The following is a 12,995-nucleotide window of genomic DNA, read 5'->3' on the forward strand; positions in this document are numbered from 1 at the left end:
TCCTTCAGGCCTTTACCCGCAATTTCGGTTCTGCAGCGCTGTTGCCGGAGGTGGAAGCCAGATAATCCATAGCCCTCTGAGCTCCACCTCTTTGGTGCGGGACGCCCGCGAGAGATAATCCCATCTCAACACCCGCCAATGTTCCCATCAGCATCAGGTCGTTGAAAGAACCCAGATGGCCGATCCGGAACACGCGGCCCTGGAGTTTTCCCAGGCCGCTTCCCAAGGACATGTCGAAGGCTTCCAGAACGGCCGCTCTAAAGGCATCGGCATCGTGTCCGTCGGGGAGCACGACAGCTGTCAGTGCATCCGAGTATTCGCGTTCGTCCTGGCAAAGAACTTCAAGCCCCCAGGACTGTACGGCCTGACGAGTCGCCTCACCGTGGCGGGCGTGTCTGGCAAAGACGTTCTCCAACCCCTCCTCTTCGAGCATGGCGATCGCTTCCTGCAAACCATAAAGCAAGTTTGTGGCCGGCGTGTAGGGAAAGAAGCCCTTCTCATTCGGGCCCAACATATCGGACCAATCCCAGAAGGACCGCGCCATGCCGCCTTTCTCGGCGGCAGCCAAGGCTTTCTTGCTGATCGCGTTGAAGCTCAAACCCGGCGGCAGCATCAAACCTTTCTGCGAGCCGCCGACCGTCACATCGACACCCCAGGCATCATGCCGATACTCGATGGATCCGAGGGATGAGATTGTGTCCACCATGAGCAATGCCGGGTGCCGTTCAGCATCCATCGCCTTACGCACCTCGGCGACGCGCGAGGTGACACCCGTCGAGGTTTCGTTGTGGACACAGCACACGGCCTTGATCGTATGGGCCTTGTCTTTGGCAAGGCGCTCGGCGACGGCGGCCGGGTCAACGCCGCGGCGCCAATCCCCGGGAATGAACTCCACCTTCAGTCCGAGGCGCTGGGCCATCTTATGCCACAGACTGGCAAAATGCCCGGTTTCGGCCATCAAGAGCCGGTCCCCTGACGACAGGCAGTTTACGAGCGCTGCCTCCCAGGCCCCGGTGCCGGAAGCCGGATAGATGATGACGGGAGACTCTGTCTGGAAAATACGCCGGATGCCGGCGAGTACGCTGGCGCCCAGTTCCTGAAACTCCGGTCCGCGATGGTCGATCGTGGGTCGGTCTATGGCGCGCAGAATTCGATCTGGTACGTTCGTTGGGCCGGGAATCTGAAGGAAGTGGCGTCCAGTATGCAGCGTCATGCCGACCCTCTGATTAGAGCAAAAGCAGAAAATGAATTATGCATACAATATGGAGGGCGACAAGGATTTTGAATTTTCCTGAATACGTCAGAAAGTCGGTAAATTTCAAAGCCTAAGGAGACCAATTACCAACTGGCTGTTGAACCGAAAATATATTGCATACAAAAATTATCGTGCGGAATACGCTTTAGAGTCGTCGGGTCCAGTCGACTTTACTCATTGGACCGGTCATCGCCGGGGGACAAGGAGAGCGCTGCTCGAATAGCCTGCTCGGCGTCGGCAAAGCGCCCTACTTTGAGCAATAGGTTGCCTAACTGGAAGTGATTCTGCGGATCTTTTGGTGCGAGCTCGATGGCGCGCGCCAGCGCTTTCCGGGCCTGCTCAATTTGGTTCAGCCCGCCAAGGCTGATCCCCAGCTGTCGCCAAGCGACCGGATCAACGTCGGATTGCGCAAGAAGATCCTCTGCGAGGCGTTGCGGCCGGTTTCCAGACAATTCAGGGTTGATGCAATCCCTTCAAAGTCAATGGCCGCGCAGAAGTCGCTCAGGAGATCGCCGTCGTGGAAAGCCTCCGGATGGAAGGCGCGCGCAACTGTGTTGGGTTCTCCAAATACGTTATCGAACTTTTCGATCTTAATACGGTAGTTTGGAAAATACCCTGGCATGCAAATGTCGGAATGAGGGTTCATGCCTGATAAGAGGGCGCTTCTTGCCTCCTCCATGGAAGCGCCGTTTTTGATGTGCTCTTGAACGACGCTGTCCAGGTACTCGAAGTAGTTTCTGCAGTAAATCACAACGGTGACGTCGTCGCAGAATTCCAATAGGAAATCTCGCAGTCTCTCCAGCGCGGCCTCGCTCAGGTCACTTATGCTCTCGCCAGATATTATCTTGGTGTTCGTCGAGCCGTTTGCGAGAAATCGCCGCAGAGATTGTTCGACCAGATCTTGAACCAGATTCAGGTGATCCTTCGATCCAAGCTTGTGCCGGAGGCTAAGATGGTGCCCCAAGGGGTGATCGGCGAAACGTAGATAGATTGGCCAACTATGGCTGGTCATGAAGGGGAAATAATCAATACCGCGTTCTTGAAGAACGCCTCGATCGGCGAACAGAGTCGATTGGAGGAAAGTAGTGCCACTTTTATGAAAGCCAGCGTGGATAATGACTCGACGACCCCCCCAGCATAGACCAAACCCTTTTTTCGTTTTGCGCGACGAACGCCAATCTTGCCAAGGTGACAGGCCCTTGTCACGGCGATGTCTTGAGTTCAGAAGTCAGTACCCATTTCGGTAGGGAAGTGGATGACGAGATCTTTTCGCAGGAGATTTTTGAGGCCACTGAGCGTAAAGTCGGCCCTGCCTCCGGGTTGATTTTTCGACTGAGACCATCCTTGCGATTTCACTTTGCATACAAAACGCTGCCGCGGAATTCCCATGACCTCTTGCACAGCAACAATTACCAAAGATAAATCAAAGCGTTAGGGATGCGCTGTCAATGGCATTCCCGGGAATTGTCATTTTGCATACAAAATGGTATCAGCGTGATCTGATTAACGGGAGTTCACTGCCCATGACCATTAGGTCCACTGCCGGAAGGTCTGACACCGAAGGTGCCGCCGGAAAATCAGCGCGCCAAGCAGGGGCCAAGGGCGATCCGCGAATAGCAGCCCGGATTGGCCGCGCCATCGAGGGCGAGGTCCATTTCGATGCCTTCAGTCGGGGCCGTTATTCGACCGACGCCTCGGTCTATCAGATTGAGCCTGTGGGAGTCGTCGTTCCGAAGACGATCGCTGACGTTGCTGCGGTAATCGAAATTGCCCGTGAAGAAGGGCTGCCACTGCTGCCGCGGGGCGGCGGCTCCTCGCAGTGTGGTCAGACGGTCGGCGAAGCCTTGGTTCTGGATGTCTCCAAATACCTGAACAACGTCATCGACTTCGACCCCGGTTCCGCAACGGCGCGTGTTCAGCCCGGAATTGTGCTGGATAGTCTGAACGCCTTCTTGAAGCCCGAAGGGTTGTTCTTTCCCGTCGACGTTTCCACAAGCAGCCGGGCCACTATCGGCGGCATGTCCGGGAACAATTCCTGTGGGTCGAGATCGCTGCGTTACGGAACAATGCGCGACAACGTGGCGGCTATCGACGCCATCCTGGCGGACGGAACGCCGGCGCGCTTCGAGGAGGTGGGGCGCGACCAGATTAAATATGGCCGGAATGAACCATCGCAAGTCCGCGAGCTGATCATCCGTTTGCTGTCTCTGGGCGATCGAGAAGCCGCGGAGATCGACGCGCGGTTTCCAAAGCTCATGCGCCGGGTCGGAGGATACAATATCGATGCCCTCACGCCGGAACACGCGCGGCCCAATCTCGCACACTTGCTCGTCGGGTCGGAGGGCACGCTGGCCTTTTCCAGCGCCATTGATGTGAAACTGGCGAGGTTACCGACCAAGAAAGTTCTGGGAGTTTGCCATTTCCCCTCGTTCTACCAGGCCATGAGCGCACCGCAGCACATCGTCAAACTGGGGCCGAGCGCGGTGGAGCTGGTTGATCGCACCATGATCGAACTGGGTCGTGAGATTCCTTTGTTCAGGCCGGTGGTGGACCGTTTCGTGCGAGGGCGGCCCGAGGCAATTCTGCTGGTCGAGTTTGCCGGAGACGATCACGAGGAAAATCTGCGCCGGCTGGCCGCCTTGGGTGAGTTGATGGGAGACCTTGGCTTCCGAGGCGGTGTCGTAGAGGCGCTGGAGCCCGAGTTCCAGCAATCGATCTGGGAGGTCCGCAAACAAGGCCTCAACATCATGATGTCGATGAAAGGCGACGGCAAACCAGTGTCCTTCATCGAAGATTGCGCAGTGGCGCTGGAAGACTTGGCCGACTACACGGCCCGTCTGGACGAGGTTTTTGCGCAGCATGGCACCAAGGGAACCTGGTACGCCCATGCCTCCGTCGGATGCCTTCATGTTCGGCCGGTCTTGAACATGAAAAGCGAAATCGAGGTCGGTAAGATGCGTGCCATCGCGGAGGAGGCCTTCGCGTTGGTTCGAGAGTACAAAGGCTCGCACTCGGGCGAGCACGGCGATGGCCTTGTACGCTCCGAGTTTCACCAGCCGATGTTCGGCGCGCGCATGGTGGAGTCCTTCAAGGAGGTCAAAAATCTGTTCGACCCGGACGGTCGGATGAATCCCGGCAAGATTGTCGATCCGCCGAAGATGGATGACCGAAGCCTCTTTCGGTATAAGCCGGGCTACAAGACCGAGCCCTTGGAAACCGCTTTGGATTGGTCGGGTTGGGGCGGTTTCGCCGGCGCTGTGGAGATGTGCAACAACAACGGCGCCTGCCGCAAGCTGGATGCAGGCGTTATGTGTCCTTCCTATCGTGTCACGAGAGACGAACAGCATTTGACCAGGGGCAGGGCAAACAGCTTGCGCCTTGCGATCTCGGGCCAGTTGGGCACCGGCGCGTTGACAAGCGACGCCATGAGGGAAGCACTCGATCTTTGCGTCTCCTGCAAGGGCTGTAAGCGCGAATGTCCCACCGGCGTCGATATGGCCCGCATGAAGATTGAAGTGCAATATCAACGCAGCAAGACTCATCGCTTGAGCCTGCGCGACAGGCTCGTTGCCTATCTGCCGCGATACGCCCCTTGGGCCCGGCATTTCGGACCATTTCTCAACTTACGCGACCGCCTGCCGGGCTTGGCTGCGTTGAGCGAGCGGTTGCTGGGCTTGTCGGCGCATCGACGTTTACCGAAGTGGCGCCGGGACTCCTTCAATCAGGATGGGGAAACCTTTGGTCCAGACGGGGGACGTGAAGTCGTTCTTTTCGCGGATACCTTCAACCGTGCCTTCGAGCCTGAGAACCTGAAAGCTGCTTTGCGAGTGCTCACCGCAGGTGGATACCGGGTGCATCTTCTGCGCCCCGCCGATGCCGTCGAGGGCGGTAAACGCCCTTTGTGCTGCGGACGAACATTTCTGGCAGCAGGTCTCGTTGATGAGGCGCGTACCGAGGCACGCCGACTGGTGGCGACCTTTAAGCCTTATGTCGATCGCGACGTTCCCATCATTGGGCTGGAGCCTTCCTGCTTGTTCACGCTGCGCGATGAACTGCAGGCCATGCTGCCCGGCGATGACAGCCGCAAGCTCGGAGAGCAGGCGTTGCTGTTCGAGGAGTTTCTGGATCGGGAAATGGATGCAGGCCATCTCAAGCTACCTCTCCATGCGCTGCCCGCGCAACGCCTGTGGCTGCATGGGCACTGCCACCAGAAGGCCTTCAATGTCATGGGGCCGGTCCAGCGCGTTCTTGGGCGGATTCCGGGTTCAGACGTGCGTTTGATTCCCTCGTCTTGTTGCGGCATGGCCGGGGCATTCGGGTATCAAGCCGAAACCTATGCTATATCCATGGCGATGGCTGAGTCGGCGCTGCTTCCTAAAGTGCGGCAAGCGGGTGATGACGAGTGGATTGTGGCGGACGGCACCTCCTGTCGCCATCAGATTGCGGACGGTGCGGGGCGGGCGGCACTCCATGTCGCCAGGGTCCTTGCTGCGGCCCTCGACAAAGATCAACCAGGGGGAGCCTGATCTGTGAACGACAATGCTTCTGAAACAGTTGAGACCGATCGTTCGGCGCCGATAAGCCGTCAGTCGCTGCATGACGAACTTGTCCAACGCTTACGGTCGATGGTGATCGAAGGTGATCTAACGCCGGGAAGCCGTGTTCCCGAGCGCGTTCTTTGCGAGCGCTTTGCGGTTTCCCGAACACCTTTGCGCGAGGCGATGAAGGTCCTGGCGTCTGAAGGCTTGCTGGAACTGACACCTCATCGTGGTGCGGTCGTGCCCTGTCTGACACTCGAGGATCTGGAAGAGGTGTTTCCGGTTTTGGGCGCATTGGAAGGTTTGGCAGGCGAACTGGCTTGCAAACACGTCACCGAAGAAGACCTCGCCGAGGTCAGGGCGCTGCACTATCAAATGGTGTTGCACTATCAGCGCAGCGAGCTGCCCGAGTATTTCCGACTCAATCAAGCCATACACGAGAAAATCATGGCGGTTGCCGGGAATGCGACGCTTCTGGATCAGCACCGCAGCCTGGCGGGTCGCGTCAGACGGGCGCGCTACCAGGCAAACATGTCTGCGGGTCGCTGGAAACACGCGGTCGAAGAGCACGAAGAGATTCTCAAAGCCCTGACCGCACGCGACGCGGAACGCTTAGGTCGCATCTTAAAGCAGCACCTGCAAAACAAATGCGAAACGGTCAAGGAGGCTCTTCTCGCTGAATCCGGGCAAGGTGGCCCAACGGGTGCGAGCGGGCGATAGATGGATCAAGCGCAATAACACCGTCATGTGTTTTGCGCTTCGCCATTACTCCATTTGTGGTACATTATTGAAATGTAACCCACCATATATTGTGGAACGCTCGCTCAATGGATGACGTTGCCATCAATTTTATGATCGCGTTGATAACGATGGTGTTGTCCGGCGCCTTTATCCTTACCTGGTTTGTCGAGAAAGCGTCTCTTTCCTTGGCATTGTGGTCCGCGGCCATGCTGTCGATGGCGATTATCGCCATGGCTAATTCTTTCCTGCCAAAACTGATTGGTCAGGAGCAGATGAATCTCCTTAAGAGCGGTCTGACGATCCACCTTTTGCTGGTGTTTCTTGGGGTGCATCAAGGTTTCTCGGGGCGTCAGGACAAGCGCTCCAAGAACTTCCTGCTTTACACGTTCGGGGGATTGGTCGGCGTGAGCGCCTTGGCGTTCATGCATCAGGCGAGCGCGGTCTTTATCGGCTTGATCGCCGCCATGATCTCGGTGCTGGTCGCGCATCAGATCTACAAGTCCGACGGACGTTTTTCGATCCTACGGGCTGCGGCGTTGGTCTTGTTCGCCATCAACGCCTGTTTCTTCATGGTGCTGGAATCGCTTCTCGGTGGGGTCTTGTCCGAGATGCGCGGCGCCGCCACGCTGGCGGTCAAGTACTGGTTGCTTATCTTCCTGATTACCGAAGCCTTCTTGTTGATGATGTTGACCGTTGAGCGGCTTTTTGCCGATTTGCACTATCAGGCGATGTTCGATGAGCTGACCAAACTTCCAAATCGCCGGTACTTGGAAGACCACGCCAGGCGGCTTTTTGCCCGAGCGCTGCGTAGCGACTCACCCTTTGCGGTACTTTTGTTGGACATTGATCATTTCAAATCGATCAATGACCGTTACGGCCATGAACAAGGCGACAGCATTTTGCGAGAGTTTTCAGCAGTTTGTCAGCGCATGGTTCGTTCAGCCGACTTTGTGGCTCGCTATGGCGGCGAGGAATTCGTGATCCTGCTGCCCGATACGGATCGCACCGATGCGCTTCTTGTCAGCGAGCGATTGCGGCAGGAGGTCGCAAATCACCGCTTCGTCCTGGAAGACGGAAAACCGCAAAAAATCACCATCAGTGTCGGTCTATCCTTCGTACAGCCGCCTTTGGCGGACAGCGAGGAAACTGAAGAGACCCTCCTCGCCTCTATTTTGCGGCAGGCGGATGCCTCTTTGTATCGGGCCAAGGAAGGCGGCCGTGATCGTATCGAGGCGGCGTGACTTTCTTCGGTACTCTCAGGCTAGCCCCTAGGTCGGTTGGCGATATCCCTCTTCGGCCAGCAATGCATCCAAACAGTCATCGGAAAGCGGTATAATCGGGTCGAAATCCCGGTGTGCGATCCATTCTTCCCGTTTGAATTGGCGGATGTGGTTCGAGACGGCACAAAGGCTAAGATAAACGATGGTTCGGTTGTAAGGGCTGATGTTCGGCGGACTGGCGTGGACCAGGTTGCCATGGAACAATAAGACCGAACCGGCCGGCCCCAGCGGCGCCACGACGCCGCCTTCATCAGCCAGGCGCGAAACGGTTTCGCGATCCAGGGTCCAAAGGGGGTAGGAGGTCGTTTCCAGATCGTGCCCGGCTTGCAGGACACCGCTCTTGTGGCTCCGAGGAATGAACATCAAGGGTCCATTTACGGCAGTTACATCCTCCAGAAACACAGCAATGTTCATGGCGCGAGGTTCAGGCATCGCATCATCACGTTGCCAAGTGCCATAGTCCTGGTGCCACTGCCAGACGGCGCCGTCGAACGCTGCCTTTGCGTTGACCTTGTATTGATGCATGTACACTTGCTCGCCGAGGATTTGCTCGATTGGTCCGATCAATCGCGGATGGGCGCCCAAGCGCCGAAACCCCTCGTTGTATCGATGCGCCGCAAAGGCGGTGCGGGCGACGCCGTTGCTCTCGCGCCAGACCTCCTTGCGGTCCAGGCCGTAGATTTTCTGTGCCTGTTCCAGGAGATAGGCCGCCGCCGTCCGGGAGAAACACTCCGGCAGGAAAAGATAACCCTCCTCCTCGAACGTTCTCAGTTGTTCGCCTGTCAGCTTCATGACCATTTTCTCCCGATAGCACGCCCTCTCATAGGTAAAGAATAGTTCAGCATCAAGATCGATGACAGGCAAGGATCGCGACGGCTGAAGGGCTCTTTCCATGACATCGGGTTTTCGTGATAGGTTTGCCCTTGCCGGGGGCATTACGAAGACGCTGAATTCCTATATCGGGATAGAAAATCAACAAGAGACGCAGTGAACATCCACAATGGCAGAAGATCAAAGAAGCTATGACATCGCCATCGTCGGCGGGGGCATCAACGGTTGCGGCATAGCGCGCGATGCGGCTGGTCGGGGACTGGCTGTCTTTCTTTGCGAACAGAATGATCTTGCAAGCGCTACCTCTTCGGCTTCTACGAAGCTGATTCACGGCGGCTTGCGATACTTGGAGTATTATGAGTTTCGTCTGGTACGCGAAGCGTTGCAGGAGCGAGAGGTGCTGTTGCGCATGGCGCCACACATAATCTGGCCGCTGCGATTCGTCCTGCCCCACCACAGGGGCTTGCGTCCAGCTTGGCTAATCCGTCTCGGTTTGTTCCTTTACGATCATCTCGGTGGGCGCAAGTTGCTTCCGGCGACCCGGAGCCTCAATCTGCGTCAGGATATCGCTGGCACGGCACTCAAAGACGCCTACACGCGGGCTTTCGAATATTCGGATTGCTGGGTTCAGGATTCCAGGCTGGTAGTCTTGAATGCCCTGGACGCGCGCGAGAAGGGCGCCGATCTGCGCACAAGAACACGTTGCACGAAGGCCCGCCGCGAAGACGGGTTGTGGGTCCTGTCAATTGAAGACGAGAATGGAAACTGTGAAACGATCAGGGCGCGTGCGCTGGTGAATGCGGCAGGCCCATGGGTCACGGAGTTCCTAACGAAGGGCCTGGGGCTCAATGCCGCCGCGAAAGTCCGAATGGTCAAGGGCAGCCACATTATTCTGCCCCGGCTTTTTGAGCATGATCGCGCTTACATCTTTCAGAATTCCGACAACCGGATTGTTTTCGCGATACCCTACGAGCAGGATTTCACCCTGATAGGCACGACCGACGAGGATTTCGAAGGCGATCCGGCGACGGCGGAAATCTCCAGGAAGGAGATCGGATACCTGATCGATGCGGTCAATGGATACTTCAAGACTGAGATAAGCGCGGAGGATGTGGTGACGACCTATGCCGGGGTGCGTCCGCTTTACGACGACGGGGCCAGCGCCGCCCAGTCCGCCACACGGGATTACGTGCTGAAACTGCAGGGTACGGGGAACGAGGCGCCGCTCCTCAATATTTTCGGCGGCAAGATTACGACCTATCGTCGTTTGGCCGAGGCGGCCTTGGAGAAGCTGGAAGCGAGTTTAGGGACGCTTGGCCAGCCCTGGACCAAGGAGTCGCATCTTCCTGGGGGAGATTTCTCGTGGGATGGCGCGGAGCAGCTCGCTTCGGACTTGTGCCGGGACTTCCCGTTTCTTGAGCGCAAACTCGCGCAGCGTCTGGTGCGAGCCTATGGAACCAGGGCGCGTGACTTGCTGGGGAAGGCGAGGTCGCTGCAAGACCTCGGCCAACATTTCGGCGCCGACCTTTACGAGGCCGAGGTCGTCTACCTGATGGATCGCGAATGGGCTTGCAGCGCCCGCGACGTCGTATGGCGCCGTAGCAAGTTGGTGTTGCGAATGACGCGAGAAGAGCAAGCTGCGCTAGACGACTGGATGAGTCGCCGTAGAGCAACCTCAAGAGGAGACGCAGCAGAATGACGTCCTATATCCTCGCCATCGATCAGGGCACAACGTCATCGCGGGCGATCGTTTTCGACGCGGCGTGCGGCGTGGTTGCAACCGCACAGCAGGAGTTTGCCCAGCACTTTCCGGATTCCGGTTGGGTTGAACATGATCCGGAGGATCTCTGGCGCACGACCGTCGAAACCTGTCGCCAAGCCATGGAGAAAGCGGGGGCAACGGCGTCGGAAATTGCCGGGATAGGTATTACCAATCAGCGGGAAACGACTGTTGTTTGGGATCGGAAGTCCGGCAAGCCCCTGCACAACGCGATCGTTTGGCAGGACCGCAGAACCGCGCCGATTTGTCAGGCCCTCAAGGCAAAAGGGCTCGAAACACAGGTCACGGCGAGAACGGGCCTGTTGCTGGACCCCTATTTTTCAGGCACCAAAGTGGCCTGGATTCTTGATAACGTCGAAGGCGCGCGCGCACGCGCCGAGGCGGGTGATCTGGCCTTTGGGACCGTGGATTGCTTTTTGCTCTGGCGGTTGACCGGCGGCGCTGTTCACGCCACCGATGCGACCAACGCGTCGCGAACTCTGCTGTTCAACATTCACGAGGGAGATTGGGACGAGGAACTGCTGGAGATTTTCCGCGTCCCGCGTTCCGTGCTGCCGGATGTACGCGATTGCGCGGCAGATTTCGGTGAGTCATTGCCTGATTTGTTTGGCGGCGCTATTCGCATTGCCGGGATTGCGGGCGACCAACAAGCCGCCACTGTCGGACAGGCCTGCTTTTCTCCCGGCATGATGAAATCTACCTACGGCACCGGCTGTTTTGCTTTGCTCAATACGGGACCGCAAAGCGTCATCTCCCGCAATCGCATGCTGACCACGATTGCTTACCAGCTTGATGGCAAGCGCAGCTATGCGCTTGAGGGGTCGATTTTCATCGCCGGAGCCGCTGTTCAATGGTTGCGCGATGGTCTGGGCGTTATCGATTCCGCCGAGCAAACCGCGGAGATGGCGGACCTCGCCGATCCTGCGCAGCAGATTTATCTGGTGCCAGCCTTTACGGGCTTGGGCGCGCCCCACTGGGATGCCGATGCGCGCGGTGCGCTCTTCGGGCTGACCCGGAAAACCGGGCCGAATGAGTTGGCGCGCGCAGCGCTGGAGGCGGTCTGCTATCAAACCCGCGACCTTCTGGAAGCAATGCAGGGTGACTGGACGGATGCCAGCGGCGCCAAGACTGTGTTGCGCGTTGACGGCGGCATGGTGGCGAGTGATTGGACGCTGCAGTTCCTGGCCGACATCCTTCATTCACCCGTGGATCGCCCGACGATTCTCGAGACCACCGCGTTGGGCGCTGCCTACCTGGCCGGCCGCCAGGTGGAGCTATATGGAGATCTGGATGACTTCGCCAAGCTTTGGCATTTGGATCGGCGTTTCATGCCGCATATGAACGAAAACCAACGGGCGGCGAAATATGCCGGTTGGAAAGATGCGGTGGGACGTGTGCGCAGCGGCCGTTAGGCTCTAGCGACGCAACAACTGACAGACATACTCTCCAATCGCCAGTGACGATGTCAGGCCGGGACTTTCCATGCCAAAGAGATTGACCAACCCGGATATGCCATGGTGCGCCGGGCCATCGATGCGGAAATCCGGTACGGCTTCGCCAGGCGCATGAATCTTAGGGCGGATACCGCTGTAACCTGGCTCCAGCGCGCCATCCGGCAATGCGGGCCAGTACTTGCGGACGGACTCATAGAACTTCGTCGCGCGTGACGGGTCCAACCGGTAATCGTCAGGTTCGTCAATCCATTCGATATCGGGGCCAAAACGGGGGCGCCCGGCAAGGTCCAATGTCAGATGGATGCCAAGCACGCCGGCTTCAGGCATTGGGTACACCAGCCTGGAGAAGGGCGAACGACCTTGCAGCGTGAAGTAACATCCCCGCGCAAACCGTTGATGGGCGACGTGCCGTGGATCCAGGCCAGCCATTTTGCGGGCGATCTGCTCTGCGTAAAGCCCCGCGGCGTTCACCAGGATGCTGGTTTTCAAGGTCATGGGCTCCGCGCCGCCCGTTCTGACGGTATGGCCATCTTCGCTCAATGCGATATCCATGACCGGGGTGTTGAAGGCCAGGAATCCGCCGGAATCCTCTAGGCCACCTTGCAACGAGAGCATGAGATCATGGGAATTAATGATGCCCGTGGAGGGCGATAGCAGAGCGCCAACCGTTTCCAACTCGGGCTCCAGGCTTTTGGCTTCGTCCGCCGTCAGGCGCTGGGTCTCGACACCATTTTCCGTTGCGCGCCTTGCAATCGCATCCAGTGCGGGGAGTTGGTCATCGGCGGAAGCGACGACTAGCTTTTCGCAGCGACGGTAGCCGACGCCATGGCGTTCGCAGTAGGTGTAAAGCATCTTTTTGCCAGCGACGCAAAGCCGTGCCTTCAAGCTTCCGGGAGGGTAGTAAAGGCCCGCATGGATAACCTCGGAATTGCGTGATGATGTCTCGGAGCCAATGCAGTTCGCGCGCTCCACAACAACGACCTCACGCCCGGTCGCGGCGAGGGCTTCGGCAATCGCCAGTCCGATAACGCCGGCGCCAATGACAACGACCTCTACTTTCTCCACCTTGATGAACCTCTACTGGAATCGAACTCGCTGCGACGTGGCGCGTCGGTA

At 57.9% G+C, this 12,995-nt stretch carries 10 protein-coding genes; 5 read left to right on the forward strand and 5 right to left on the reverse strand.

The window, feature by feature from the left end:
- Positions 1–4: 4 nt before the first annotated feature.
- The 3 genes from ABIE63_RS05470 to ABIE63_RS05480 form a co-directional block, all read right to left on the reverse strand.
- The gene (locus ABIE63_RS05470) at positions 5–1,213 is read right to left on the reverse strand and encodes an aminotransferase class V-fold PLP-dependent enzyme (protein WP_354503467.1); all 1,209 of its coding nucleotides are present in this window, start codon (positions 1,211–1,213) and stop codon (positions 5–7) included.
- Positions 1,214–1,425: 212 nt separating this feature from the next.
- Positions 1,426–1,707, reverse strand: coding sequence for a tetratricopeptide repeat protein (locus ABIE63_RS05475; RefSeq protein ID WP_183414954.1), 282 nt, complete (start codon positions 1,705–1,707; stop codon positions 1,426–1,428).
- On the reverse strand, positions 1,605–2,267 hold the full coding sequence (locus ABIE63_RS05480; protein WP_354503706.1) for a hypothetical protein: 663 nt from the start codon (positions 2,265–2,267) through the stop codon (positions 1,605–1,607). The genes ABIE63_RS05475 and ABIE63_RS05480 overlap by 103 nt, the downstream gene beginning before the upstream one ends.
- Positions 2,268–2,778: 511 nt before the next feature.
- Here ABIE63_RS05480 and ABIE63_RS05485 point away from each other — a divergent pair.
- The 3 genes from ABIE63_RS05485 (at position 2,779) to ABIE63_RS05495 (ending at position 7,775) form a co-directional block, all read left to right on the forward strand.
- Complete coding sequence (locus ABIE63_RS05485; protein WP_354503468.1) at positions 2,779–5,781, forward strand: FAD-linked oxidase C-terminal domain-containing protein; 3,003 nt, start codon at positions 2,779–2,781, stop codon at positions 5,779–5,781.
- Positions 5,782–5,784: 3 nt separating this feature from the next.
- Positions 5,785–6,513, forward strand: a complete 729-nt coding sequence (locus ABIE63_RS05490) for a GntR family transcriptional regulator (protein WP_183414956.1) — start codon at positions 5,785–5,787, stop codon at positions 6,511–6,513.
- Between the two features lie 107 nt (positions 6,514–6,620).
- The gene (locus ABIE63_RS05495) at positions 6,621–7,775 is read left to right on the forward strand and encodes a GGDEF domain-containing protein (RefSeq protein ID WP_354503469.1); all 1,155 of its coding nucleotides are present in this window, start codon (positions 6,621–6,623) and stop codon (positions 7,773–7,775) included.
- A gap of 27 nt (positions 7,776–7,802) precedes the next feature.
- Here ABIE63_RS05495 and ABIE63_RS05500 read toward each other — a convergent pair whose 3' ends face one another.
- A complete protein-coding gene (locus ABIE63_RS05500; protein WP_354503471.1) occupies positions 7,803–8,708 on the reverse strand; it encodes a phytanoyl-CoA dioxygenase family protein in 906 nt (301 codons plus the stop codon).
- A 106-nt stretch (positions 8,709–8,814) separates the two neighbouring features.
- Here ABIE63_RS05500 and glpD point away from each other — a divergent pair, with 106 nt between their 5' ends.
- Positions 8,815–10,344 (forward strand): glycerol-3-phosphate dehydrogenase, encoded by a 1,530-nt coding sequence (glpD, locus tag ABIE63_RS05505; protein ID WP_354503472.1) that lies wholly within the window; start codon positions 8,815–8,817, stop codon positions 10,342–10,344.
- Positions 10,341–11,837, forward strand: coding sequence for a glycerol kinase GlpK (glpK, locus tag ABIE63_RS05510; RefSeq protein WP_354503473.1), 1,497 nt, complete (start codon positions 10,341–10,343; stop codon positions 11,835–11,837). The genes glpD and glpK overlap by 4 nt, the downstream gene beginning before the upstream one ends.
- Positions 11,838–11,840: 3 nt before the next feature.
- On the opposite strand, the gene ABIE63_RS05515 is transcribed toward glpK, so the two are convergent.
- Positions 11,841–12,944, reverse strand: coding sequence for an NAD(P)/FAD-dependent oxidoreductase (locus ABIE63_RS05515; RefSeq protein WP_354503475.1), 1,104 nt, complete (start codon positions 12,942–12,944; stop codon positions 11,841–11,843).
- Positions 12,945–12,995 lie beyond the last annotated feature (51 nt).

Source organism: Limibacillus sp. MBR-115, from assembly GCF_040549425.1.
GTDB classification, from domain to species: Bacteria; Pseudomonadota; Alphaproteobacteria; order Kiloniellales; family CECT-8803; genus Limibacillus; species Limibacillus halophilus.

What these genes read in the sequence shown, in the direction of transcription:
- ABIE63_RS05500 (WP_354503471.1), bottom strand. Translation starts at nt 8,708, where the DNA reads ATGGAAAGAGCCCTTCAGCCGTCGCGATCCTTGCCTGTCATCGATCTT.
- ABIE63_RS05470 (WP_354503467.1), bottom strand. Translation starts at nt 1,213, where the DNA reads ATGACGCTGCATACTGGACGCCACTTCCTTCAGATTCCCGGCCCAACG.
- glpD (WP_354503472.1), top strand. Translation starts at nt 8,815, where the DNA reads ATGGCAGAAGATCAAAGAAGCTATGACATCGCCATCGTCGGCGGGGGC.
- ABIE63_RS05480 (WP_354503706.1), bottom strand. Translation starts at nt 2,267, where the DNA reads ATGACCAGCCATAGTTGGCCAATCTATCTACGTTTCGCCGATCACCCC.
- ABIE63_RS05495 (WP_354503469.1), top strand. Translation starts at nt 6,621, where the DNA reads ATGGATGACGTTGCCATCAATTTTATGATCGCGTTGATAACGATGGTG.
- ABIE63_RS05485 (WP_354503468.1), top strand. Translation starts at nt 2,779, where the DNA reads ATGACCATTAGGTCCACTGCCGGAAGGTCTGACACCGAAGGTGCCGCC.
- glpK (WP_354503473.1), top strand. Translation starts at nt 10,341, where the DNA reads ATGACGTCCTATATCCTCGCCATCGATCAGGGCACAACGTCATCGCGG.